Origin of the sequence: Ferribacterium limneticum, assembly GCF_020510565.1 — a bacterium.
GTDB lineage: Bacteria > Pseudomonadota > Gammaproteobacteria > Burkholderiales > Rhodocyclaceae > Azonexus > Azonexus limneticus_B.
On sequence record NZ_CP075189.1, the window covers coordinates 4,125,404 to 4,150,051 of the forward strand.

Sequence of the window (24,648 nt, forward strand, 5' to 3'; positions counted from 1 at the left end):
ATGTCGACGCGCTGGAAACCGACCTTCGCCATCAAAGCCACCTTCGCCGTGCATGCCGCGGCGGCTGTCGGCTGCGTGTTGGCACCGTCGCTGTGGCCGTGGGCCCTCGGCATGCTGGTCATCAACCACGCCATCATCACCACCGCCGGCCTGCTGCCGCGCACGACCCTGCTCGGCCCCAACCTGACCAGCCTGCCGGATGATGCCGTCGCCCGCCGCGAAGTCGCCATCACCATCGATGATGGCCCTGACCCGGAAGTCACGCCGCGCGTCCTCGACCTGCTCGACGCCGCCAACGCCAAGGCCACGTTCTTCTGCATCGGCTGGCGCGCCCGCGACAACCCAGCGTTGTGCCGCGAAATCGTCGCCCGCGGCCATCGCATCGAGAACCATGGCGACTCGCATTCCAAGGTCTTCGCCTTCTTCGGCCCGGGCCGCATGAAAGCCGACATCGCCGCAGCGCAAGCCACCTTCGCCGACATCACCGGCCAGACGCCGCGCTATTTCCGCGCCACGGCCGGCCTGCGCAACCCTTTCCTCGACGCCGTGCTGCACAAGCTCGACCTCAAGCTGGCGAGCTGGACGCGCCGCTCCTACGACACGCGCTGCGGCGACGCGGAAACTGTTTTCCGGCGCCTGAGCCGCGACCTCGGCCCGGGCGACATCCTGCTCCTGCACGACGGCCACGCCGCCCGCACACCGGATGGTCAGCCGGTCATCCTCGCCGTGCTGCCTCGCCTGATCACCGCGCTGCGCCAACATTCACTCAACCCCGTCACCTTGCCCGACGCCACCTCATGACCAAGCGTTTCCTGCGCACCCTGCTCGACGAAGCCAGCCGCCCCTTCATCGGCGGCGGCCATTTCGCCTACCACTATTCGCGCGGCAAGCTGTCCTCCGACAGCATCTTCCGCGAGATCCTCAAGCGCGGCCTGTTCCCGGCCGAAGGCCGTTACCTCGACCTCGGCTGCGGTCAGGGCAGTCTGTTTTCGTGGCTGCTCGCCGCCCGCAAACTGTACGACGCCGGTAACTGGCCGAAGGGCTGGCCGGCCGCGCCCAAGGCGCTGAGCCTGCGCGGCATCGAACTCATGCAGAAGGACGTTGACCGTGCTGCCAAGGCTTTCGGCGCCGACCACCCGATCCTGCGCATAGAGCAGGGCGACATGACCAAGGCCGATTTCGGCCAGGCCGACGTCATCACCATCCTCGACGCCCTGCATTATTTCGACCACGCCCACCAGAAGGACGTGATCAAGCGCATACGCGCCGCGCTGCCACCGGGCGGCCTGTTCCTGACCCGCGTCGGCGATGCCTCGGCCGGGCTGCCTTACCACCTGTGCAATTGGGTCGATCACGCCGTCACTTTCGCGCGCGGCCACCGCCTGCCACGCCTCTATTGCCGGCCGCTCGCCGAGTGGATCGCCTTGCTTGAAAGCCTTGGTTTCACGGTCGAAACCGACCCGATGAACGACATCAAGCCCTTCGCCAACGTCATGCTGGTCTGCCGCGTTCCGGCCTAACGCCATGCGTTTCAGCCGTCCGGCCATCCTCACCGCTTTCCTGCTGGCCACGCTGGCCGGCTGCTCGCTGTTCGAGGAAGGCGAGGAAGAGGGCAGCGCATTGCCGTCCGACATGGCGCGCCGGGCCGATGGCAAGACGGCCACGGCCTGGCCGACCTCGCTGGCCGAAGCCGACGTCAAAAAACGCATCGTCCGCCTGATCCCTGCTTACGCCAAAGACCGCCAGGGCTGGGCCGACGACCTGCACACCGCTTTCAGGACGCTGGAAGTGCCGCACGCGACGCAAACCTATTGCGCCGCCATCGCCATCATCGAGCAAGAATCGAGCTTCCAGGCCGACCCCAGCGTGCCCGGCCTGCCCAACATCGTGCGCCGCGAACTCGAAAGCCGGGCTGGGCGTTACGGCGTGCCATTGCTGCTCGTCAACGCCGCGCTGAGCAAGAAATCGCCCGACGGCAAGAGCTACAACGAGCGCATCGACGCACTGAAAACCGAAAAGCAGGTCAATGCCCTGTTCGAGGACATGACCGGCGAGTTGCCCTTCGGCCGCCAATTGTTCGCCGACTACAACCCGATACGCACCGGCGGGCCGATGCAGGTCAGCATCGAATTCGCCACGCAGCAGGTCAGGGAACGCGACTACCCGTACTCGATCCCGAAGAAAATTCGTGACGAGGTGTTCACGCGGCGCGGCGGCGTTTATTTCGGCAGCGCCATCCTGCTCGATTACGAAGTGCCCTACGACAGCATCGTCTACCGCTTCGCCGATTTCAACGCCGGCCGCTACAGCAGCCGCAATGCCGCCTTCCAGCTGGCGCTCGGCAAGCTCGCCGGCAAGCCGCTGGCGCCGGATGGCGACCTGCTGCGCTACGAGGACGGCAAACCAGCCTCGGTCCCGAGCAGCGTTGAGGAAGCCGCCATCGGCATTGCCGCCAAGCTCGACATGAGCCGCCCGCAAATCCGCCGCGACCTGCTCCTCGAAAAATCTCCGGCTTTCGGCCGCAGCCCCTTGTTCAACCGGGTCTTCGAACTGGCCGAACGCAATGGCCGCCCCATCGCCCGGCAAGCCATGCCGCAAATCGACCTCAAAAGTCCGAAAATCAGCCGCAAGCTGACCACCGAATGGTTCGCCAAGCGGGTGGAAGGGCGCTACCGGACCTGTCTGGGCCGGAGCAGCGGCAAGTAGCCGACTGCCACGGTCAACCGGAAAAATTACCCAAAATCGAAATCAGAAATACATCTGCGCCAGCGAGTAGGCGACGATGGTCGACACGATGACGCCGATCCAGCCGGGAATCATGAAGCTGTGGTTGAGCAGGTATTTGCCGATGCGCGTCGTACCGCTGCGGTCCATGTTGATCGCCGCCAGATCGCTCGGGTAGAAGGCGAAGAAGAAGTAGGCGTAGCAGGAGGGCATGAGACCGAGCAGCAGTTGCGGGCTGAGGCCGAGGGCGAGGCCGAAGGGCAGCATGATGGTCAGCGTCGCCGCCTGGCTCTTGACGAAGGCGGAGACGGCGAACATGGCCAAGGCGAAGGTCCAGGGCGCGTACTCAACCATGGCCTTGATGTTTTCAACGAGGAAAGCCTCGTTGGCCTTGACGAAGGTGTCGCTCATCCAGGCAATCCCGAAGATCGAGACGACGGCGATCATGCCGGCCGTGAACACTTCCGACTTGGCGATGGCCGCCGCCTTGACGTCGGCCGCGAAGAGGATGAAGGCGCCGAAGGCGAGCATGACGAGCTGCACGACGGTGGTCATCGGAATCGGCTTGCCCTTGGCCAATGGCAGCACGCTGGGATAGAGGGCGAGGGCAACGATGGTCAGGATGCCGGTGAAGAAGAGCACGACCGACAGCCGGGCCGACTTGGGTAGCGTCTTGTCGAGCGTCGTTACCGACATGTCGACCGTGGCGCGGAAATCCGGGTCCTGCATGCGCTCCAGGAACTCAGGATCCTTGTCGAGATCGAGGCCGCGCTTCACGCTCCAGAAGGCCGCCGCCAGCACGCCGATCAGGCCGGCCGGCAGGGTGACCATCAGGATCTGGGCCAGCGTCACCGGCGCATCGGTCTTCGCCGTCATCGCCAGAAAGGTGGTCACGGCCGCCGCCACCGGGCTGGCCGTGATGCCCATTTGCGAGGCGACGCTGGAAATCGCCATCGGCCGTTCCGGGCGGATTTTGGTCTTCAGCGCCACGTCGGCAATCACCGGCAGCAGCGAATAGACGGCATGGCCGGTACCGACGCAGACGGTCAGCAGAAAGGTGGAGAGCGGTGCCAGAATCGTGATCTGTTGCGGATGCCTGCGCATCAGGCGCTCGGCCTGCTGGACCAGCCAGTCGAGACCGCCGGCCACCTGCAAGGTCGCCGACGCAGTGACCACGGCGAGAATAATGAGCATGACGGTAATCGGCGGCTCGGATGGTGCAACGCGGAAACCGAAACTGAGCACCGCGACGCCCAGCCCGCCAATCAGGCCAAGCGCCACCCCGCCGCGCCGGATACCGATCAGGATAGCGGTCAAAACCAGGGCAAACTGAATCCAGAAATCAAACATGATGTTCCCCTTAAGCAAACTCTTATATGCTGCAACGCAGCAATTTCAGCTCACTATGCCACAGGGGAATGGGCGACAGAAGGCGGTCTGCCGGGTAAATCTACGCGGAAGTTGACCTGCATCAGCCAAAGCAAGACTTGCCACGGTCAACCCGAAAAATGGGCCAAAAATGAAATCCGGAATCAGCGACCCAGCATCCAGCCGGCGATCTGGCCAACCACTTCGCCCTCAATGCCATTGAAGCCGTGATAGGCCATCGCCTCGCACGGATCACCCCGGCTGACACCAGCGCGGAAGGACAGCAACTGCTGGCGCGGCAAGGCACTGAGCTTCTGCATCAGACTAGGTATTTCGCCGTAGGCGCAATGGCTACAACCATCCAGCTCATGATGCGCGACGAGCACCGGAATGCTCAGCTTTTCCAGCGCCATGCTTGGCACCGCCGGCGCCTTCGGGTCGGTCAGGATGGTCGAGGTCAGGACCAGACCATCCGGCCCGTCGGCCCGACTCAGGCGCGTCGCCACCGCGGCAATCGACTGCGTTCCCCGGCTGGTCCCGACCAGCCACACCGGCAAGCCCGCTTGCTGGCGCACCCAGGCGATCACCGCCTGGACATCCGCCACATGCTCCGGCCCCTGGCGATTGCCGGCCAGAAAGGGCGGCGACTGGCGATCCGACGGCGCATCGATCACTACCGTCAGCAAGCCCTGATCGACAAACAGCTGTCGGCTGCGAATCAGGAAATTCCCCTTGCCCCAGCCAAAAGAGCCATCCGGCACAATCTGCAAACCGCCATGTCCGCCGGCGAAGAGAATGACCGCCGCCTTGGGTGAGGGCGGGGCGAGCACCAGCAGGCGCTGCGTGACGCCGGCGCGGGTCGGGATATCAACGACCTTGGATTCGGTTTGGCCATAGGCCAGAGACACGAAAAACAATAAGGCCAGGCCACACCAGTTTTTGAGTAGATCTCGCATCTTCATTTCCCTTCTTCCCGCGCTCAAAATCATAAGAAGTTCATGCGTCGACAAGCCAGTCGGGATTCATCCCTGACATACGAGCGGGCTGATCGACAGATAGGCAATCATGCCATCCATTTACAAGCGCCCCCTCTGCTAAAATCCACGTCACCCCATTTCGAGCGCCACCGTGACCCCGCTGCTGCTTTCCGCCTACACCGCCACAACCTGCCTCGGGCGCGGGCTTGATGCCACGCGCGAGGCTTTGCGCAATGGGCGGAGCGGGTTGGTGCCATGCGCTTTCGAGACGGTGCAGCTCGATACCTGGATGGGCGAGGTGGCTGCGGTCGACGCCGAAAAGCTGCCGGAAGCGCTGGCCGCCTACGATTGCCGCAACAACCGGCTGACCCAGATGGGCCTGGAAACAGACGGTTTTGCCGACCGCGTGCGCGAGGCAATCGCCCGTTATGGCAAGACACGCGTCGGCGTCTTCCTCGGCACCAGCACGGCCGGCATTTTGCAGACTGAGCTGGCCTATCGCCGGCGCGACCCGGAAACCGGTGCGTTGCCTGACGATTTCCACTACCGCACGACACATAATTCCTTCTCGCTGGCTGAATTCACCCGCGATTATTTCGGGCTGGAAGGCATGGCCATGGCCATTTCGACCGCCTGTTCGTCGAGCGCCAAGGTGTTCGCCGCCGCGGCCCGCCAGCTCGCGCTCGGCAGCATCGACGCAGCCATCGTCGGCGGCGTCGATACGCTGTGCCTGACAACGCTCTATGGCTTCGCCTCGCTGCAATTGACCTCCGCCCAGCCGTGCCGCCCTTACGACGCGGCGCGCAACGGCATTTCGGTCGGCGAGGGCGCGGCGTTTGCGTTGCTTGAACGCTGCGAGCAACCGGCGCCGGGTTCGGTGCTGCTGCTCGGCACCGGCGAATCGAGCGACGCCTATCACATGTCTTCGCCGCACCCGGAAGGTCTGGGCGCGCGGATGGCCATGGAGGCCGCGCTGCGCTCGGCCGGATTGACGGCCGGCGACATTGACTACATCAACCTGCACGGTACCTCGACGCCAGCCAATGATGCCGCCGAGGGCAAGGCCGTCAGCGCGCTGTTCGGTAACGGCGTCCCGTGCAGTTCGACCAAGGGTGCCACCGGCCACACGCTGGGCGCCGCCGGGGCTGTCGAGGCAATCATCTGCGCCCTGACCCTGACCGACGGCTTCCTGCCCGGCAGCCCGGGCACCGAAAACGTCGATCCGGCCATTCCTGTCGATTACCTGCTGCAAAGTCGCAACGGCAAAGTCAGCCGAGCCCTGAGCAATTCCTTCGGCTTCGGCGGCAGCAATTGCAGCCTGATCCTTGGAGTCGCCAAATGAGCCGCCCGCTGACCGCCTGGATCGAAGGCATCGGTTTCCTCGCCCCCGGCCTGCCCGACTGGCCGAGTGCCCGCGCCGTTTTGCGCGGCGAAACGCCGTTGACCGCAGCACCTTCCGTTTTGCCGGCACCGAGCATCCTGCCGCCGGCCGAACGCCGTCGGGCCAGCCGCGTCGTCAAGCTGACGCTGGCCGTCGGTCTCGAAGCCGCCGCCCACGCCGGCGCCGATGTCGCGACGCTGGCCACCGTCTTCTCCGCCTCGGGCGCCGACGGCCACAACTGCCACGCCCTGTGCGAGCAACTGGCCACCGACGACCGCCAGATTTCGCCGACCCGTTTCCACAATTCGGTGCATAACGCCGCCGCCGGTTACTGGGGCATCGCCACCGGCGCGATGGCGCCGTGCCAGGTCATCTGCGCCTACGACGCGAGCTTCGGCGCCGGCCTGATCGACGCCCTGGGGCAGGTCGTTCTCGACCGCCAGCCCACACTTTTGATCGCCTACGACAGCGAATATCCCGAGCCGCTGTTTGCCAAGCGGCCAGTGCCGGATGTCGCCGGCGTCTCGCTGTTGCTGACACCGGAACGCAGTGAGCGCTCGCTCGCATCGATTTCCGTCACACCGGACACGAAGCTTGCCGAGCCGCTGGCCGACGCCGCGCTGGAAGCCCTGCGCGTCTCCATCCCGGCCCTGCGCGCCTTGCCGCTGCTGCAAAAACTGGCGCGCGGCGAAGCCGGCGAGATCTGCCTCGACTACCTGCCGCCGATGCAACTGAAGGTCGACATCAGGCTGTGCTAGACAAAAGCTGGATCGCCGCCCACATCCCGCATCAAGGCAGCATGTGCCTGCTCGATGCGGTAAAGGAGTGGTCCGACTCGGCGATCACCTGCCGCGCCAGCAGCCACACCGACCCGGCCAATCCGCTGCGCGCCGAAGGGCGGCTGGGCGCCGCCAACGGCATCGAATACGCCGCGCAGGCCATGGCCATCCACGGCGCGCTGATCGCCGGTGACGATGCCGCACCGCGCCAGGGCTACCTGACCAGCGTGCGCAGCGTCAGCCTGCATGTCGCCTGGCTCGACGACCTGCCGGGCGAACTCGACGTGCATGCCGAACGCCTGTCGGGCGACAGCAACAACATCCTCTACCAGTTCTCGCTCAGCCACGCCGGCCGCTGCCTGCTCGAAGGCCGCGCCGCCGTGGTGCTCGACGCTGCGGCGCTGGGCTGAGAATCCCACGGTCAACCGGAAATAATGGCCAAAAAGGAAATCTCATGAAACGTGCTCTCGTCACTGGCGGCAGCGGCGGCATCGGGGCTGCGATCTGCAAGCGTCTTGCGGCTCACGGCCATCACGTCATCGTCCACGCCAACCGTAGCCGCGAGAAGGCCGAAGCCGTCGTCGCCGAGATCGTTGCCGCCGGCGGCAGTGCCGAAGCCGTCGCCTTCGATGTCACCGAGCGCGCCGCAACAGCCGCCGCGCTGGAAAAGCTGCTCGAGCCGGGACCGATCCAGATTCTCGTCAACAACGCCGGCATCCACGCCGACGCCGTTTTCCCCGGCATGAGCGCCGAGCAGTGGCATTCGGTCGTCGATGTCTCGCTGAACGGCTTTTTCAATGTCACCCAGCCGCTGACCATGCCGATGATCCGCACGCGCTGGGGCCGCATCGTCAATATTTCGTCGATTGCCGGCATCACCGGCAACCGCGGCCAGGTCAATTACTCGGCCGCCAAGGGCGCCTTGCACGCAGCCAGCAAGTCGCTGGCGCTGGAACTGGCCAGCCGCGGCATCACGGTCAATGCCGTGGCGCCGGGCATCATCGCCACCGACATGATCGAGGGCACGTTCGACGCCGAGGCGATCAAGAATCTCGTGCCGATGAAGCGGGCCGGCAAACCGGAAGAAGTGGCCGACCTCGTCGCTTTCCTTGCTTCGGAAAAAGCCGCCTATATTTCCGGGCAGGTCATCTCGATCAACGGTGCGATGATCTGAGGTCAGCCTTCGGGCCCGACAAATAATTCACCTTGCATGCGCCGGCCCGATGCCGGATGATCGGATTCAACCCGTCGCCTAGGAGAATCCGCCATGCCTGATTTCTATCCCCGCGTTACCGCGAAAACATCGCCGGAGCCAAAAACAACGGCGCCGCTCGACTTTTTCCAGAACCCGCTCTCTGCCTGGCAATCATTCCAGATGCCGCTATCCGGCGACGTCACGCAGGCGATCAATCCGTGGTCATGGACCTTTGGCTCAGCGACCAGCCAGCTCGGGCTGGTCAACATCAACCTCGGGCGCAGCGGCAACCCGGAGATTGAGCAGGAAGTGCTCGATGAAGTCGGCAGCTACGGCAAGCAGCTCGGCTGCATCGGCGACGCGCTGGGCGTCCTCATCAAGCACGTCAAGCTGGACGAACTGGCGCCCGCCGAGCGCGATGCCATCACCAAGTTGCGCTTCCAGCTCGAGGCCATCGCGCAGATCAAGGCCGGCCACCGGACGGCGAAAAAGGTCACAAAACGCGCCTGATGGCGTTTGCCCGGGACTAGAATGAGGCTGCCGAAACCGTGAAGGAGGAGTCCCATGAATCCCCCAAAAGACAGCTGCCTGAGCTTGCACGACGCGGCGCAGGCGCTTGCCGCCGGGCCGGATGCCCAGCACGATGTTGAAGTCGCCCTGGCCCACGCCATCGAGCACGGCGAGCTGCATGCCAATGTGAAGCGCTGGGCAACCGAGCAGTGGGAAGGACGGCAGTTGCCGGGCAATATCAACCGGCTGGAAACCTTCATCGAGCGCGCCGAACTGGATGCCTGGCAGCGCCGCCGCCAGCCGGCCTGAACGATTCAGCCGGCGAGCAGTTCGCTGATTTCCCCGGTACTGGTTGGCCGGACGACGCGGCCGATTTCCTGACCGTCGCGCATGAGGATCAGCGTCGGCCATAATTTCACGCGAAATGTCCGCCCGAGTCGACGGCCCGGGCCGTCCTCGACCTTGATGTGGCGGAATTCGTTGCCGCCCAAGGCGGCCTTGATGAAGGGCTGGGCGCCCTGGCAATGCGGGCACCAGTCGACGCCAAATTCGATGAGCAGCGAGCCGGGCAGGGCATCGATTTCGGCCCGGTCGGGCGCGGTTTCGGCGTAGTTGGCGACGTAGGCCATGGCTCTCTCCTCAGGCGGAACGCAGGATCAGTTCTTTCATTCGCGCCAGCTTCGGGGCGACCATGGGCACGGTCAGCATGGTGCTGACCACCGCCATGAGCAGCAGGGCGGTGAAGGTTTCGCTGGTGATGATCTGCTTGTCGAGCAGGATGTTGGCGAAAATGATCATGATCAGCGCCTTGGTCTGCAGCAGCCAGCCGATGATGCTGGCTTCGCCGGGTGCCCATTTGAGGATGCGACCGGCGATCCGGACGCCGATCAGCTTTCCGCTGACCGAAGCAACGAGCAGCACGGCGGCGGCGATGAAGACGGCGGCGCCGCCGACATCCCAGTTGGTGCGCAGGCCGGTGGACAGGAAGAAGACCGGCATGATGACAAGCAACACATGGTGGCGCAGCAGGTCCATTTTTTCCTGGTCGAACCAGTCGGCTTCCATGCTCGCCCCGGCCAGGAAGGCACCGACCATGAAGTGCAGGCCGGCCCAGTCGGCGCCGAAGGCGACGGCGGCGAGCCAGATCAGCGCGACATACCAGCGGTCGCGCTCGGCCAGCCGGACCATGAGTTTGTGGAAAAGCCAGGCAGCAACGACGAAGGCGACGAGGAAGCTGGCCTGGCGGCCAATGCGTTCCCAGTCCATGAGGATGAGCGCCAGCACGCCCCAGATCGCGATGTCGTCGAGGCTGGCGTAACGCAGGATGCGCTGGCCGATGGGCTGGCGCAGGATTTCGAGCTTTTCCATGAAGAGGATCAGGATGGGCAGGGCCGTCACCGCGCAGGCCATGCCGACGCCGACAACGAATTGCCAGGTCAGCGCCTTTGGCCCCATCCAGCCATCGACGCTCAACATGAGCGCCGCTGCCGCGCAGCCGAAGAGCAGCGGTGTGCCGAGTGCCAAACCGGCCGTGGTGCCGCTTTCGCGGCGATGTGCCCAGGCTTTCCGGAGGTCGAGTTCGATGCCGGCGATCATGACGAAGAGCATGACCGCCCACCAGGCGATACCGTTCAACGACTGGATGACGGCCGGGTTGAAGACAAACTGGTAATACTCCGGGAAGGCCTTGCCGAGAATGCCCGGCCCGAGCAGGATGCCGGTGATGATCTGGACGACGACGAGCGGCGCGTAATAGTCGGTCTTGCCGAGCCGCCAGATCAGCCAGGGCACGGTGAAGATGATCGTCATGGCGATCAGGAAAATTTCAGTCGTATTCATGCTTTGTTCAGTGGCGGGCGGCCGCAGCAGCCTGGCGTTGATAAATGGCGGCCAGCAGGTCGGTCTGGGTCAGGACGCCGGCCAGGCGCTGGCTTTCGTCGAGCACAGGAATGATGACCGGATGGTCGGCCGAGGCCAGCAAGGCGGCAATTTCACTGACCGGGGTCGTCGTTTGGGCCCGGGCAAAGTGGTTGCTCATGATCTGCCCAACGACCTCGGGCTTGTCGGAATAAGCCGAGGGTGTAGCCCGCAGCAAGCGACGGATGTTGTCGCCGATACCCTGCTCGCCATCCGGCTCGACATGGCGCAGGAAGTTTTCCAGCGTCAGCACGCCGATCACCCGCTGACTGCGGTCGACCACCGGCAGTCCATGCAAATGGTTGGCCTGCATCAGGCCCCAGGCTTCATTGAGTTCGGTGGCGAACTCGACGCTGATCGCCGGGGCCGACATGACCTCGCTGCAGATGCGTCGATCATGGCGCTGGTGGGCGTGCGTCGTCGCCAGATCGTAGATGCGCACCAGATCGTCCTCGCTGATGTCGAGATAGGTATCGAGCTTTTCCAGCGCATGCTGAATGTCTTCGTGGCGGATGCTGCGGCGTACCGGCCTGTCCTTTTTGGCAACCTGCGTGGCCGGCAGGCATTGCGGATAGCGCCGGCCGGGAATCAGATTGTTCACCACCAGCACGGCCATCAAGGCAGCGCCGACGTTAAGCAATGCCGTGAGCAGCGAGGTCGGTTGCTGCTGGGCGCTCAGGGCAAAGACGACGGCCATGGCGCCACCCGGCGGGTGAATGCAACGCAGCCAGGCCGTCACCCAGATGGCCAGGCCAAGCGCAACGCCGACGGCGAGAAAGGCCGGCGCAATCCACAGGCCGCAAAAATGGCCAATCAGCGCCGAGATGAACAGGCCGCCGGCCAGCGACCACGGCTGGGCGAGGGGGCTGTGGGGCAGGGCGAAGAGAATGACGGAGCTGGCGCCAAGCGGGGCCAGCAGGTAGCTGATGCCAGGCCCGGCCGGCAGCACGGCAAGAATGCCTTGCATGAGGAGGATGCCGACCAGCCCGGCCAGCGCACTGAGCCAGCGTTCGCGCGGTGACAGCGCGGCAGCATCGGCGATCAGGTAACGCAGGGAAAACTGGCGCAGAGCGTTCATGGTCCGGGCTCAGCCGAACAATCGGCGGAGCAGCAACAGGGGTAAGCGGACCACAAAGCCGAGAAAAAGCCGGGTGTGCATCCAGGTCAGCAGCGTGTTGTCGCGCAGGTATTTGAAATGCGAGACGCCGCCCTCGTCGGCGCGGAAATAGCGCACCGGGGCGTCGATGTTGAGCGGCCGGACGCCTGCCCAGCACAGGCGGACGACGGCTTCCGGATCGAAATCGAAGCGCCGCATGAAACGGTTGGTGCGCATGATTTTGATGAGCGGCAGGATCGGATAGACGCGGAAGCCGTAGAGCGAATCGCCAATGCCCATCCACAGCGTTTCGAGATTGGCCCAGCCGTTGGAAACCTTGCGGCCATTGACGCGCAGCGCCGGTGCATCGGCGGCGAAGACCGGCTTGCCGAGCACCATCTTGTCCGGTTCGGCCTGCGAGGCGGCCATGAAGGCCGGGATCAGGTCGGCCGGGTGCTGGCCGTCAGAGTCCATGGTCAGGGCGTGAGAGAAGCCGGCGGCGGCGGCCAGCGTGATGCCTTCGAGCACAGCCGAGCCCTTGCCACGATTTTCCGGCAGGACGATGACTTTCAGGCCGTCATCGCCGGCCGCCATCACCTGCAGCTTTTCGGCGCTCCCGTCGGTGCTGCCATCGACCACGACCCACACCGGCGTCCATTGCGCCCGGGCGGCCTGCACGGTGGCCAGCACCTTGGGGCCGGGGTTGTAGCTGGGGATCAGGACGAGATGGGTTTTTGAAGCGGCGGACATGGTGAAAAGGGTTCGGACAGGGTTCAGGCTGCGATTGCTACGGTCGACCGGAAATTTTGGCCAAATTCGAAATGGAAATAGGCGTCGAGTTCGGCAGTAAAAGTCTGGATGTTGGCTGGCGGCGGAAAACGGCGGCCGAGGCGGACCCGGCAGGTGAGCGGCAGTTCGGGGCGACGGAAGAGTGGCCAGGCCTTGCCGAGATACGGGGTAGAAAATTCGATGAGCAGGGTCTGGACATCGACCTTGCTGCGGCTAGCGATCAGGCCGACGCTCGGCGAGCTGGCGCCAAAGGGAAAATCGAGCGTGCGCGAGCCTTCTGGGAAAATGACCAGATGGGCGCCTTGTTGCAACTCGTCGCGCGCCCCGAGAATCACATCGAGCGCCGCATCATTGCGGATGTAGCGGGCCAGTCGGGCGGCGGCGCCGAACAGCAGGTTGTCCATGAGCGCCGCCTTCATGACGCAGACGGCGTTGGGCAGCCGGGAGACGATCATCACGGCATCAAGGAGGGAAGGGTGGTTGGCGGCAACGATGAGCGGCCCCTGGTCGCGCAGGCGGTCGATCTCGGCCAGGTCGAAACGACAGGCGCAGAAGACAGTAAGAATGCGCAGATAAAGCCGGAAACCCCATGAAATCGTGGCCCGGCCGACCGTTTGGCCGAGACGCCGGGGCAGCAGGAAATCAAGGACCAGCGCGCAAGGCAGCCAGATCAGGCAAAGCACGGCCAGCGAACCCAGACCGACGACCATGGCCAGGTACTCGTAGGCCATCCACAGGGGATTGCCTGCGCGCGGACGATCAGTCATCGACCTTGACGCGGGTCGAGGACTCTCCGAAAACCCAGGTGAAGGCGACGCCGGCGGCGAAGTAATCCTTCTGGCGGACGAGCGGGCTGTTCTCGAAGGTGGCGCCGCTCAGGTTGTCATAGCGCACGAAGCCGCCGACCCAGTATTTCGGGAAGCGCTTGGACAGCGCGACGAGATACTGCATGCCGGCATAGCCCGCCTCGGCTTCATAGGCTGGGCGAACAGCCGTCGCGTACTGCGGGGCGACGGTGTAGTAGTAGGCGTGCTGGCGCTTGTCGCCGAACAGCGGGCCGGCCAGCATGCCGAGATTCCAGCCGGCCATGCCGGGGATATCGGTGATGTCCATGTTGAGCTTGGGATGGAAGACCCAGCCGATGCTCTTGGGCGAGCCTTCGACGGTTATGGCGGTGCGCAGCGGCAGGAGCAGTTTGACGAAGCGGGCGCGGTTTTCGGAACGCCAGAAGGTGACGTCCATTTGCGGACCGATCTCGAAGGTGCCTTTGAGGTCGGGCATGCCGGTGCGCGCCGAGATGTCGTCGCTGCTCACCGGTGGGGCGAGGGCCAGGCTGACAGTCAGGTCGAGCCGGTCGGAATCGAAGAAGCTGCCGCGGATACCCTGGCGGTCGGCCTTGAAGAAATCGCCGTGGTAGGTGAAATGCGGCACCGGCATGAGGAAATTGTGGGTCTGGTCCGAGCCGCGATACGACGGGAAACTGAAGGCGGCAAGACCGGCCCCGACCTCCCACAGCGGCTGGTCGCCGGCGGCCTGCACGCCGCTTGCCATGGCGGCCAGAGTCAGTGCGGCGAGCGCGCCCTTGCTCAATTTTTTTGACGTGGCCATCAAGCTTCCTCCAGCGAATGTGAGGCCATCGCCTCGATTTCCAGCAACAGATCATGCCGGCAGATATCGGCCTGCATGTAGACAATTTCCGCCTGACCGACCAGCGGCGCCAAGGTTTCGCGGATGACCCGGAAATCGGTGGCCTGGCGCACATAGACGCGGTAGGAAAGATCCGTCAGCGCGTACGGCCCGGTGCGGCACTGAAGGTTGGCCTCGGCGACGACCGCCGCGACGTTGGCCATGGCCTCGCGACTCTGCCCGGCGACGTCGCCCGGAAAAATCGTCTCGTGACCAACGATGCTCGCCGTACCGGAAATGAACAGGATTTCCTGGCCTTGCGGATAAACCAGCGCGCCACGCGAAAAGGTCGGGCTGCGCGGGCCGTAATCGGCCGGGTAGTTGTAGGCGCTGACCTGCCGCGGGTTCTCGAGCGGCACGGCGGGCGTCGCGCCGGCCATGAAGGCGATGCTGAGCGGGCTGCCGGCCAGGCCGATGGCGCAGGCGGCCGGCACGTTGCCGGTAGCGCCGCGATGGCATTCGAGAAAGGCATCCTGACGACCGATGTTGAACTGGCGGTAACGCTCCAGACCGTCGGTTTCCAGATTGATCGCCGACAGGTAATTCCAGACTCGCCACAGATGCGGCACCTGCTCGATGTCGAGCAGCCGGAAGATGCGGCGGTAGGCTTCCTCGCTGGCCGCCTGCAGGGGCGAGCCCTTTGCCGAGGCGGCGAAATCGGCTTCGTCGAGTTCGATGACGCCGTAGAGCAGACCATCCGTGCGCCGCCAGACGATGCCCTCGCAGTGCCCGGCGATGACGGCCTGATCGCTCAGCCAGGTTTCATGGATGGCTGCGCTGGTGGCGCCGAGCAGTGGGGCAAATACCCGTTGCACGGGCCAGACCGGCACGGCGCCGCTGGGCGGCTCGCCAACCAGGGCACCACCAAGTTCGCTGCCGGTTTCACGTGAAACAGCAGACGGCGAGGAAACGAACTGGAGCGCCACTATGCGTTGTAAACGACCGCGTCGTCGACCTTGCGAATGTTGAACTTACGCCGCTTCCAGCCCATGTAGGCCTTCCTCGGTTGCATGATGCTGGCGATGTAATAAAGCATCTTGAAAGCAAAGATCGACGACCAAATCGGCGTCTTGCCGAAGATATCGCCGGCCAGCATCGACAGTACGGCCTCCTTGGCGCGGAAGAGGTTGCGCGGTCCCATGAAGAATTCGCGCATGACCGGGTTGGTCACGCGGTAAATGAACCACGAGAATTCCTTCGGGCCGTGTTTCATGAGCTTGTCGAAACGCTTGAGTGCGGCCGGCGCCTTGGCCGGGTTGCGCAGGCAGGTGTCGATGGCCTCGGCAGCGATGACGCCACTGTTCATGGCGAGCAGCACGCCGGATGAAAACACCGGGTCGATGAAGGCATAGGCGTCACCGAGCATGACGTAGTTATTGCCGTGATTGCGCTCGGAAACGTAGGAAAAGTTGCCGGTCGCCTCGATCTCGTTGATCAGCTTGGCATCCTTTAGACGCTCGGTCAGTTTCGGGCACTGGGCGAAGCCGTCACGCAGGAATTGCTCAAGGCTGCGCTCGCCTTTGGTTTTCATGTAGTACGGCCAGGTCACCATACCGATGCTGGTGATGTCGTTCTGCATCGGGATGAACCAGAACCAGCCGTGCTCGAACCAGAAAATGGTGATGTTGCCTTCGGCGACGCCTTCGTGGCGCTTGCAGCCGGTGAAATGGCCGTAGATCGCCGAGCTGTTGTGCTTCGGGTTGCGGTGCTTGATCTGGAAGCGGTTGGCCAGGAAGGTGTCGCGGCCGGAAGCATCGACGACAAAGCGGGCCTGCCATTCGGTTTCGCGGCCGTCGTCGTGGATGGCGCGGACGGTAGCGGTGTTGTCGGGCAGGAATTCGACGGCCTTGGCCTTGCAGCCTTCATGCACTTCGACGCCTTTTTTCGCGGCGTTGCGGATCAGGATGGTGTCGAACTGATCGCGCTTGACCTGGTAGGCGTGAGGCATGGACTTGTCCCAGGCTTCGGCGAAGACAAAGACCGACGACATTTCATGGTTCGGCGACACAAACTCGGCTCCCGGCTTGTGCATGCCGATGGCCTTGACTTCTTCGGCGATGCCCATGCGCTCGAAGAGCGGCAGATTGGCCGGCAACAAGGATTCGCCGATATGAAAACGCGGGTGGTGCGCCTTTTCCAGCACCACCACTTTGTAGCCCTTTTCCGCCAGCATCGGCGCCACGGTACAACCGGCTGGCCCGCCGCCGATGACCAGCACATCGCACTGCTTGCGCTCCACTCCCTGCACTTGCTCCATCATGGAAACCCTTAGTTTTTCTCTGTGGCGGCGATGAGTTATTTGCCTTTGTAGGTCATGTAGCCCACTGTTTCGGAATGGCCGTCGATCTTGCTGACGCTTCCCTTGGCCCAATACACGTAATAGGGGCCGAAGCTCGACCACCAGTAGCGCCAGTAGGGACCGTCCAGGCGCGGATTTTCGTTGGTTTGCGGATGGCCGACCGCCATGATGACCTGTTCCTTGGTCATGCCCTTCATGAGCTGGCCCTTGGTGATCGCCGCCCGCACGGCCGGTGAAAACTTCGCCATCTTGACCTTCGGGTCATCGAGGACGACCAGCTTGTTGACCCACTGTTCAGTCGTTTCCTCGGCCCGGCCATAATCGTGACCGAGGCGATACGGCTTGCCTTCGACATCGATGTTGGCGCGATAACCGTCGATCTTCAAAACCCTGATCGGCGTCCCGGCCGGGATGAACGGCAATTGGGCCAGATTCGAGTCGCTGATCCAGTCGCCCGAGTAATGCAGGTTGCAGCAGGCGTATCCGGTACGGACGGCCGTTTCCTTTTTCGCCTCGGCGGCCGGCTTGCCGTCTTCCGGCCTGGTTTCGTTGCCCTTGCAGGCGCCCAGCGTCACGACAACACAGGCTGCCACGGTCAACCGGAAAAAACAGCTAAAAATGAAATTTTCCTTCATGTCAGTGCTCCCCGATGCCCATGACGAAAGACAGGCGATTATACCGCTGCCTGTACGGCTGGCGGCGTACAGCATGCCGAAGCTTCATAGACAACGGGAATGATCTGCTTGGCCGCATCGCGCCGCGTCAGCTTGACCGGCGACAGCGAGACGATGTTGTCGATCAGCAGCTCAGTCGATAGCTGCGGCTTGAGGCCGAGCGGCTGACGTGGATGCAGCTTGAATTCACGCGCCGCCTTTTCGAGCTGCTCCTTGTTGGAACTGAAGTAACGCGCCGCAGCGATGGTTTCCGGCAGATGTTTCAACACATGCCACAGGCTCCAGCGATGCTGCCACAGGCGCTTGGCGAAACGACGGCGATAACCCTTGCTGTCGTAGAAGCGTTTGACGTGCCAGTTGTACAGCGCATCCATCTCTTCACGTGACTTGAAACCTTCCGGCAGGTACACGAAATTCAGGCAGTTCATGAGACGCCAGTCCTCGACGAAATCGCCGGTCGGATCGTTGATGCACTCGTCCCAGATTGGGGCGCCGTGCAGCGGGCTGAACTTGGTCATGTTCATTTCATCGAGTTCGAGGGACAGGATGAAATCGCTGGTCGTTCGCACAGTTTCCGGTGTTTCTCCGGGCATGCCGAAAATGAACAGGCCCTTGGCGCGCAATCCGGCGGCATGGATCGAGCGGACGGTTTCGCGCACCGCTTCGAGCGTGACGCCGGCCTTGTGCCGCTCCATCATTTCCGCATCAGCCGATTCGATCCCGATCGACACCATGAGCGCCCCGGCCAGTTTGAGCTTGGCCAGCATTTCATCCGAGGTATGGCCGGCCCGGATGGCGCAGTTGAACTGCATGCCCAGCGGCTTTTCGATCAACAGCTCGCACAAATCGAGGACGCGCTGTTTCTTGGCCGTGAACAGGTCGTCGTACATGTTGATGTGCCAGACACCGAAGTTGTCCCGCAAATACTTCATGTGGTCGTAGATGTACTGTGGCGAGTTGGTCTTGTAAGCCCGCTCGAACACCGTGCGGTCGCAGAACGAGCAGGTGTAGGGGCATCCGCGCGAGGTGATCATCGTCGCGCCATAGCGCTTTTCATAGGCAAACAGCGGCAGATGATAGGCGTGCGGAAAGCCGGCCAGCTTTTCATAAGCCGGGAAGGGCAGTTCGTCGAGGCTCGTGATGCGGTCGCGGCGCGGATTGGCGACGATCCCCCCGGCTTCGTTGCGCCAGATCAGGTTGCCGATCGACGCCAAGGGCTTGCCATCAGCCAGTTCGAGCATGGCGCCTTCGCCTTCGCCGATGACCAGAAAATCGATTTCCGGGAATTTTTCGAGGATGGGCGCGCCGAGCGACGAGACATGGACGTTGCCAAACACGATCTTGATTTCCGGCCGCCTTTCGCGGATATAGGCGGCGATTTCGAAGGCATCCATGAAGCCGGAAGTCGTCGCCGAAAAACCAACCATTTCCGGGTCGGTGGCCAGCACGATCTCGGCATTTTCGGCTGTCGTCGGCGGTGCATACGGGCCAAGACAGTCATGCAGTTGCACGCTATGCCCGAATTTTTCCAGCCATGAGGCCAGTTGCATGATGCCGATCGGGGGCATGCGGTTGGCCAGAACCGAAAAATCCGGTTGGCCGGGCACGAAATTGAAGCCGGCGGGATGAACAAGCGTGACGCGCATCGGGTTTCCTCAAACGAAGTGGCTGAATTTTATTTGAAAATGCCAGCTCACTTGAGTTCCGGAAAAAGTATTACAAAAGCTTGAACGTATCCCAGCAAAATTTCACGATCAAGACAGAGACCGTGATCAGAAACAATTGGCGGATGAAGCCACTGCCATGCTTCAAGGCGAGACGCGTACCGATCATCGACCCCGTGACATTGGCCACGGCCATCGCGGCAGCCAGCAGCGCCAAAACATGGCCGTGGGGCAGGAAATAGCTTAGGGCAGCGAGATTGGTTGCCACATTGACCACCTTGGCGGCGGCCGAAGCATGCAGAAAGTCGAAGCCAAAGAAGCGGACAAACAGGAAAATCAGAAAGCTACCGGTTCCCGGCCCAAAAAAGCCATCATAAAAACCGATAACTCCACCCAGCAGAATGGCAAAAACAAGCTCGCGATGGCCGGCATGGGTTGGTTTGTGAATCAATCCGAAATTCTTGCGTTTTAGCGTGTAGACCGCAGCAACGATCAACAACAACAAGATTAACGGCCGAACCACATCCTTGGGCAACCAGGCAACAACTGCCGCACCGAGGTAGGAAAAACCAAAAGCTGCAACAGCAGCCGGCAGGATGGTTCGCCATGGCATCACAACCTGCCGGGCGTAGCGCCAGGTCGCATTGGCCGTTCCAAAAACGCTGGCAAATTTGTTGGTGCCAAAAAGCGTCGCTGCCGACTCTCCTGGATGGATGGCAAACAGCGCGGGAATTTGAATCAGTCCGCCACCGCCAACGACTGCATCAACAGCGCCAGCCATCAAGGCAGCAAACAACAAAACCACTATTTCCGGTGTGATGAAATCCAAGTTGCGGGTCCAAGTTTCAAGTTAGCGCGGTGTACAGGGTTTTTTATAATAACTATATGTAAACCTACTACTGAGAATAACTTAGCAACAAGTCTGTGGATAAATACAAATTTTGTTTTATTTTCATAAACTTGAATACACTTTGTTTAGCTTGGTAACCCACTGGCTTGCCTGTGGATGGATTCCGGATAGTTTTTCGTTTTTTGAAAACAGACGACTTGCCCACAATTGCTGGACAGCTTGTACACAGGCTTATCTACAGCCCCCAAACACGCTATCGATGCGGAATTCTGAACATTGCTTTGACCCAGAAATGCGAAACCCGGCGCAAGGCCGGGTTCATGGGTACTTTAAATTTTTCCTTGCTGCCCGTGCACCGGTGCAGAAAGATCAAAGCTCTCGGTAGCCGATGATCTGACTACCTTCAGCATCAAAGCTTGATGGAGAGGGGGTCTGTTTTCGTTCCGGCAAGATACTTTTGAGAAAATCCTCAGTAAGGAATTCCGAGGGATCGCGTGTACCGAGGACATATTCAGATCGACGGGCCGTAATGACAACGAAGGCGCTCGCTTCGATCTCATAGGCTGTCAGGTAGGAAGTCCGGATAATCGAAGCCTGTGGGAAACGGGGGTTGGAACTGGCTACTTCTCCTTCAATACACGCAAGGTACTGTCCGTTTTCAGGCGCTTTCGCGTGAATGATTTTCCAATGATTGAGTACGTTACGAGTATTCATTTGAAAGTCATGAAGTGAATAGTGGCTATTTTCCGATGCAGAACCGGCTGAAAATTACTCCCAGCAGGTCGTCTGCGGTGAATTCGCCGGTAATTTGGCCTAAATATTGTTGAGTCAGACGTAGTTCTTCGGCAAAAAGTTCGAGTGCTGGAAAACGTCCTTCGACAATATTTCGGGCTGTGGCGATATGTTCCTGGGCATCGGACAAGGCACGCAAATGGCGTTCACGGGCGATGAAAACGTCTTCAGCCTGATGCCACCCGGCGATGCGCAGCAACTCCCGGCGTAGCAGGTCTATCCCCTCACCAGAACGGGCAGACAGTGAAATTGCCGTGGTATCCGGTTCATCATGTCGTTCGGCCGGCGCGCCGGAGAGGTCGATCTTGTTGTAGATGGTGATTCGTTTGAGGTCTTCCGGCAGACGGGCGAGAATTTCGCGATCGGCGGCGCTTATGCCAGTTTGCGCATCAACCAGCAGCAACAGGGCGTCGGCTCGTTCAATTTCCTGCCAGCTACGGGCTATGCCGATTTTTTCAACCTCGTCCTCGGTTTCACGAAGGCCGGCTGTATCGATGATGTGCAGCGGGATGCCTTCGATCTGGATGGTCGAACGCAGCGCATCGCGAGTAGTGCCGGCAATGGGCGTGACGATGGCCAGCTCGTCGCCAGCCAGCCGGTTGAGTAGTGAGGACTTGCCAACATTGGGCTGGCCGGCCAGTACGACATGCAGACCGGTTTGCAGCAGTTTTCCCTGACTCGCCTTATCGAAAATCTCTGCCAATTTGAGTTGCAGGGCGTCAAGGCGGCCAAAGGCATTGGCGGCTTTGAGGAAATCGATGTCTTCTTCCGGAAAATCCAGCGTCGCCTCGACCAGCATGCGCAGGTTGATCAACTCGTCGTTGAGTTCGCCGATCGCCCGCGAGAATTCGCCCTGCAACGAACGGACCGCAGAACGGGCTGCGCTGGTCGTAGCGGCGTCAATGAGGTCGGCAACGGCTTCGGCCTGGGCCAGATCCATCTTGCCGTTCAGGAAGGCCCGGCGACTGAATTCGCCGGGTTCGGCCAGCCTTGCCCCGAGATCGAGACAGCGGGCGAGTAGCATCTGCATGACGACCGGGCCGCCGTGGCCTTGCAACTCGAGAACGTCTTCGCCGGTAAACGATTGGGGGTTCGGGAAAAACAGCAATATTCCACTGTCGACCGTAGCACCATCGGCTGCCTTGAAATCGGCCAGTGTCGCGTAGCGTGGTTTCGGGGTTTTTCCGGTCAGCGCAAAAGCAAAGGGCAGCAAATTGCTGCCCGATATGCGGATGACGCCGACACCACCACGGCCCGGGGCCGTAGCGATGGCGGCGATGGTGTCCGCGGGTATCACCCCACCCACACCTTAGGCTTTCGCGTCGTTGGCAGCCTTGCCGCCAGCGTCGATGAGCCGTGTGATCTGCCACTGCTGAGCAATGGAGAGCACGTTGTTGACCACCCAGTAGAGGACCAGACCGGCCGGGAACCAGAAGAACATGAAACCGAAGATCAGCGGCATGGCCATCATGACCTTGGCCTGGATCGGGTCCGGCGGCGTCGGGTTAAGTTTGGTCTGGACGAACATCGAAACCATCATGATGACCGGCAGGATGTAGTACGGGTCGGCCGAAGCCAAATCCGTGATCCACAGAACCCACGGTGCATCGCGCATTTCGACGGCGCCGAGCAGTACCCAGTAAAGGGCGATGAAGACCGGAATCTGGACCAGAATCGGCAGGCAGCCGCCAAGCGGATTGACCTTCTCGGTCTGGTACATCTTCATCATTTCCTGGTTCAGGCGCTGCTTGTCGTCGCCGAAACGCTCCTTCAACTGCATCAGGCGTGGCGTCAGAACCTTCATCTTGGCCATCGAGCGGTACGAAGCGGCCGACAGCGGGAAGAAAATGGCCTTGATGATGATGGTCAGAATGACAATCGCCCAGCCCCAGTTACCGACCAACTTGTGGATCGCTTCGAGTGCCCAGAAAATGGGCGCAGCAACCACCGTCAACCAGCCGTAGTCGACGACCAGATCAAGACCTTCAGCTACCTGCTTGAGGGCTGACTGTTCCTGCGGACCGGCGTACAGGCTGACCGAAGTTTCGCCCTTGGCACCCGGCGCAATTTCGGCGACCGGTACGATGACGCCAGTCTGGAAGACGTTGCTGCCTTCAACCTTGCGCATGTAGAACTCGCGCTGGGTCTTTTCCTTCGGCACCCAGGCGGCTACGAAGTAATGCTGGACCATGGCCAGCCAGCCGTTATCCGCTGTCTTGGCGAACTTGGCCTTGTTGTCGGCAATAGCGCTGAAATCGACCTTCTGGTACTTCTCCGCGTCGGTAAATACGGCCGGGCCGGTAAAAGTCGACACCATGGCGGTTTCACCAGCCGGCGCCACATCGTCGCGCTGCAACTGGAAGTAGGCGTGCGGGGCGATGGCCTTGTCGCTGCCATTGGCAATTTCCCAGGCGATATCAATTTGATAGGAACCACGGGTGAAGGTCAGAATCTTGGCAACCTTGAGGCCATTCTGATCCGTCGATTCCAGACGCAGTTTAAGTTCGTTTGCGCCCTCAGCCAGGGTAGTGCCACCTTCGACACGCTTGAATACCGAGCGATGCGTCGGCAAACCTTCGCCGATCAGTCCGGCCTGGGCCTGATATTTGTGCTTGGCATCGAACAGGACAAAAGTCTTGTCCTTGTTGTCATGTTCCTTGTATCTGAGCAACTCGAGTTCGACCACATCGCCGCCCTGGGCCGAAATGCTTGCCTTCAGCAGATCGGTGGTTACCGTGAATGTCTCGGTAGCAGAAACCGGTGCGGAGACTGTAGGTGCGACTGGAGATCCCTTGGCCTGCAGCGAAGCAGTCGGGGTCGGTGCGGCACTGCCCGCGGTGGTTGTTGCCGCCGCTTCGGTGGCCGGCTTCGGCTGGTTGTATTTCTGCCAGTTTTCCCAGAGCATGAAGCTCGAGAAAGTGAAGATCATAACCAGTATCAGGCGTCGAGTATCCATGAACAACCTACAAAAGATTTCTTGAATCAGGGTACAGGATCATACCCACCAGGATGCCATGGGTGGCAACGGCCGACTCTTTTCAAGCCCAGCCAGCCACCCCGGAAGGCGCCATATTTCTGTACAGCTTCCACCATGTATGCCGAGCAAGTCGGCACATGACGACAGCTGCGCCCGAGAAATGGGCTGATCGCGTATTGATAGACGCGAATCAGAGCAATCAACAGGTACTTCATCAATCTTCCCGCTTCGGCCGTGGCCGTTGCAGTTTATTCAGCAGGGCAAGGAAATCTTCGGCCAGCAACTTGCCGTCTAGCGGTGCCGGTTTTGCTGCCAGCCTGATCACCAGATCGACAGGCGGCAAGCCAGCCAGCCGCAACCGGAACTGCTCGCGAACCACGCGCTTGACCTTGTTGCGGTCGACTGCCCGTTTGAGCAGTTTCTTGGCAACGACAAGACCCAGACGTGCTTCAGTATTTCCTTCGGGGCGCGGCTGATAATGCAGCATTAGCAGCTTGCCTCGAATTGCCCTCCTGAAACCAAAAACGGATGAGAACTCATCCGTTTTTGTCAGGCGATAGCGTCGGGCGAAGGTTTGTTCCACCTCGCCGAACGTCCGGTTTATACGGCCAGACGCGTGCGACCCTTGGCGCGGCGAGCAGCAATGACTGCACGGCCACCCTTGGTGCGCATACGGACCAGGAAGCCATGGGTGCGCTTGCGGCGCACGACCGACGGTTGATACGTGCGTTTCATGTTGTTATCCCTTGATGTGCGAAGAAAAACGCGTGATTACACCCTGTTTGAAGGTGCTTTGTCAAGATCAATTATTTTCCAAAGCTGTGGATAACTTCCCGGATGGCGGGTAGAATCTTGGCTTCGCTGGTCTCCGTCCGGTCATCAGCTTATTCAAAAAATAGTTTTTAAATCAAGTATCTAATAACCGCCATCGAGGTCAAAATCGAATGCGCGGGGAGGAGTGTTTTCGTCA

28 protein-coding genes are annotated in these 24,648 nt (G+C 61.5%); 9 read left to right on the forward strand and 19 right to left on the reverse strand.

The features are described from left to right. The 3 genes from KI610_RS19860 to KI610_RS19870 are packed head-to-tail and all read left to right on the forward strand — an operon-like array spanning window position 1 to window position 2,706. Window positions 1-801: a polysaccharide deacetylase family protein gene (locus tag KI610_RS19860; RefSeq protein ID WP_226496660.1), complete on the forward strand. Its 801-nt coding sequence runs from the start codon at window positions 1-3 to the stop codon at window positions 799-801. Beyond that, the gene (locus KI610_RS19865) at window positions 798-1,520 is read left to right on the forward strand and encodes a class I SAM-dependent methyltransferase (protein WP_226496661.1); all 723 of its coding nucleotides are present in this window, start codon (window positions 798-800) and stop codon (window positions 1,518-1,520) included. The genes KI610_RS19860 and KI610_RS19865 overlap by 4 nt, the downstream gene beginning before the upstream one ends. A 4-nt stretch (window positions 1,521-1,524) precedes the next feature. Next, window positions 1,525-2,706, forward strand: coding sequence for a DUF1615 domain-containing protein (locus tag KI610_RS19870; protein WP_226496662.1), 1,182 nt, complete (start codon window positions 1,525-1,527; stop codon window positions 2,704-2,706). A 42-nt stretch (window positions 2,707-2,748) separates the two neighbouring features. Here KI610_RS19870 and KI610_RS19875 read toward each other — a convergent pair whose 3' ends face one another. Then, window positions 2,749-4,074, reverse strand: coding sequence for an anaerobic C4-dicarboxylate transporter (locus KI610_RS19875; protein ID WP_226496663.1), 1,326 nt, complete (start codon window positions 4,072-4,074; stop codon window positions 2,749-2,751). Window positions 4,075-4,256: 182 nt separating this feature from the next. Then, window positions 4,257-5,048 carry an alpha/beta hydrolase gene (locus KI610_RS19880; RefSeq protein ID WP_226496664.1) on the reverse strand — a complete coding sequence of 264 codons (792 nt, stop codon included), beginning with the start codon at window positions 5,046-5,048 and terminating at the stop codon, window positions 4,257-4,259. Between the two features lie 172 nt (window positions 5,049-5,220). On the opposite strand from KI610_RS19880, the gene KI610_RS19885 reads away from it, so the two are divergent. The 6 genes from KI610_RS19885 (at window position 5,221) to KI610_RS19910 (ending at window position 9,243) form a co-directional block, all read left to right on the forward strand. Further along, a complete protein-coding gene (locus KI610_RS19885) occupies window positions 5,221-6,411 on the forward strand; it encodes a beta-ketoacyl-[acyl-carrier-protein] synthase family protein (RefSeq protein ID WP_226496665.1) in 1,191 nt (396 codons plus the stop codon). Then, window positions 6,408-7,208 (forward strand): beta-ketoacyl synthase chain length factor, encoded by an 801-nt coding sequence (locus tag KI610_RS19890; protein ID WP_226496666.1) that lies wholly within the window; start codon window positions 6,408-6,410, stop codon window positions 7,206-7,208. The genes KI610_RS19885 and KI610_RS19890 overlap by 4 nt, the downstream gene beginning before the upstream one ends. After that, window positions 7,202-7,639 (forward strand): 3-hydroxylacyl-ACP dehydratase, encoded by a 438-nt coding sequence (locus tag KI610_RS19895; protein WP_226496667.1) that lies wholly within the window; start codon window positions 7,202-7,204, stop codon window positions 7,637-7,639. The genes KI610_RS19890 and KI610_RS19895 overlap by 7 nt, the downstream gene beginning before the upstream one ends. A gap of 44 nt (window positions 7,640-7,683) precedes the next feature. Next, a complete protein-coding gene (gene fabG / locus KI610_RS19900; protein ID WP_226496668.1) occupies window positions 7,684-8,403 on the forward strand; it encodes a 3-oxoacyl-ACP reductase FabG in 720 nt (239 codons plus the stop codon). A gap of 93 nt (window positions 8,404-8,496) precedes the next feature. Next, window positions 8,497-8,934 (forward strand): hypothetical protein, encoded by a 438-nt coding sequence (locus KI610_RS19905; RefSeq protein ID WP_226496669.1) that lies wholly within the window; start codon window positions 8,497-8,499, stop codon window positions 8,932-8,934. 54 nt (window positions 8,935-8,988) lie between these two features. After that, a complete protein-coding gene (locus KI610_RS19910; RefSeq protein WP_226496670.1) occupies window positions 8,989-9,243 on the forward strand; it encodes a hypothetical protein in 255 nt (84 codons plus the stop codon). 5 nt (window positions 9,244-9,248) lie between these two features. Here KI610_RS19910 and KI610_RS19915 read toward each other — a convergent pair whose 3' ends face one another. The 17 genes from KI610_RS19915 to rpmH all read right to left on the reverse strand — a co-directional run bounded on the left by KI610_RS19915 (window position 9,249) and on the right by rpmH (window position 24,413). Beyond that, window positions 9,249-9,563 (reverse strand): thioredoxin family protein, encoded by a 315-nt coding sequence (locus KI610_RS19915; protein WP_226496671.1) that lies wholly within the window; start codon window positions 9,561-9,563, stop codon window positions 9,249-9,251. Between the two features lie 10 nt (window positions 9,564-9,573). Next, entirely contained in the window at window positions 9,574-10,773 is a 1,200-nt protein-coding gene (locus KI610_RS19920; RefSeq protein WP_226496672.1) for a cation:proton antiporter, read from the reverse strand. 7 nt (window positions 10,774-10,780) lie between these two features. Continuing rightward, window positions 10,781-11,929: an HPP family protein gene (locus tag KI610_RS19925; RefSeq protein WP_226496673.1), complete on the reverse strand. Its 1,149-nt coding sequence runs from the start codon at window positions 11,927-11,929 to the stop codon at window positions 10,781-10,783. Window positions 11,930-11,938: 9 nt separating this feature from the next. Continuing rightward, a complete protein-coding gene (locus KI610_RS19930) occupies window positions 11,939-12,697 on the reverse strand; it encodes a glycosyltransferase family 2 protein (protein WP_226496674.1) in 759 nt (252 codons plus the stop codon). A gap of 23 nt (window positions 12,698-12,720) precedes the next feature. Beyond that, window positions 12,721-13,503 carry a lysophospholipid acyltransferase family protein gene (locus KI610_RS19935; RefSeq protein ID WP_226496675.1) on the reverse strand — a complete coding sequence of 261 codons (783 nt, stop codon included), beginning with the start codon at window positions 13,501-13,503 and terminating at the stop codon, window positions 12,721-12,723. Beyond that, window positions 13,496-14,344 carry a MipA/OmpV family protein gene (locus KI610_RS19940; RefSeq protein ID WP_226496676.1) on the reverse strand — a complete coding sequence of 283 codons (849 nt, stop codon included), beginning with the start codon at window positions 14,342-14,344 and terminating at the stop codon, window positions 13,496-13,498. Before KI610_RS19940 ends, KI610_RS19935 begins: the two co-directional genes overlap by 8 nt. Continuing rightward, complete coding sequence (locus KI610_RS19945) at window positions 14,344-15,348, reverse strand: chorismate transformation enzyme, FkbO/Hyg5 family (RefSeq protein WP_226496677.1); 1,005 nt, start codon at window positions 15,346-15,348, stop codon at window positions 14,344-14,346. The genes KI610_RS19940 and KI610_RS19945 overlap by 1 nt, the downstream gene beginning before the upstream one ends. After that, window positions 15,348-16,682 (reverse strand): NAD(P)/FAD-dependent oxidoreductase, encoded by a 1,335-nt coding sequence (locus KI610_RS19950; RefSeq protein WP_226496678.1) that lies wholly within the window; start codon window positions 16,680-16,682, stop codon window positions 15,348-15,350. Before KI610_RS19950 ends, KI610_RS19945 begins: the two co-directional genes overlap by 1 nt. Before the next feature lie 35 nt (window positions 16,683-16,717). Beyond that, window positions 16,718-17,356 carry a hypothetical protein gene (locus KI610_RS19955; RefSeq protein WP_226496679.1) on the reverse strand — a complete coding sequence of 213 codons (639 nt, stop codon included), beginning with the start codon at window positions 17,354-17,356 and terminating at the stop codon, window positions 16,718-16,720. Window positions 17,357-17,394: 38 nt separating this feature from the next. Next, window positions 17,395-19,041 (reverse strand): B12-binding domain-containing radical SAM protein, encoded by a 1,647-nt coding sequence (locus KI610_RS19960; protein ID WP_226496680.1) that lies wholly within the window; start codon window positions 19,039-19,041, stop codon window positions 17,395-17,397. A 70-nt stretch (window positions 19,042-19,111) separates the two neighbouring features. Next, on the reverse strand, window positions 19,112-19,888 hold the full coding sequence (locus KI610_RS19965; RefSeq protein ID WP_264179119.1) for a sulfite exporter TauE/SafE family protein: 777 nt from the start codon (window positions 19,886-19,888) through the stop codon (window positions 19,112-19,114). Between the two features lie 390 nt (window positions 19,889-20,278). Continuing rightward, window positions 20,279-20,623, reverse strand: a complete 345-nt coding sequence (locus KI610_RS19970; RefSeq protein ID WP_226496681.1) for a hypothetical protein — start codon at window positions 20,621-20,623, stop codon at window positions 20,279-20,281. 25 nt (window positions 20,624-20,648) lie between these two features. Next, window positions 20,649-21,995 (reverse strand): tRNA uridine-5-carboxymethylaminomethyl(34) synthesis GTPase MnmE, encoded by a 1,347-nt coding sequence (mnmE, locus tag KI610_RS19975; protein WP_226498589.1) that lies wholly within the window; start codon window positions 21,993-21,995, stop codon window positions 20,649-20,651. Between the two features lie 15 nt (window positions 21,996-22,010). Beyond that, entirely contained in the window at window positions 22,011-23,657 is a 1,647-nt protein-coding gene (gene yidC, locus KI610_RS19980) for a membrane protein insertase YidC (RefSeq protein ID WP_226496682.1), read from the reverse strand. Window positions 23,658-23,683: 26 nt separating this feature from the next. Next, window positions 23,684-23,893, reverse strand: a complete 210-nt coding sequence (gene yidD / locus KI610_RS19985; protein ID WP_226496683.1) for a membrane protein insertion efficiency factor YidD — start codon at window positions 23,891-23,893, stop codon at window positions 23,684-23,686. Beyond that, complete coding sequence (rnpA, locus tag KI610_RS19990; RefSeq protein ID WP_226496684.1) at window positions 23,893-24,261, reverse strand: ribonuclease P protein component; 369 nt, start codon at window positions 24,259-24,261, stop codon at window positions 23,893-23,895. The genes yidD and rnpA overlap by 1 nt, the downstream gene beginning before the upstream one ends. A 17-nt stretch (window positions 24,262-24,278) precedes the next feature. After that, window positions 24,279-24,413: a 50S ribosomal protein L34 gene (gene rpmH / locus KI610_RS19995; RefSeq protein ID WP_011289924.1), complete on the reverse strand. Its 135-nt coding sequence runs from the start codon at window positions 24,411-24,413 to the stop codon at window positions 24,279-24,281. Window positions 24,414-24,648: the final 235 nt, after the last annotated feature.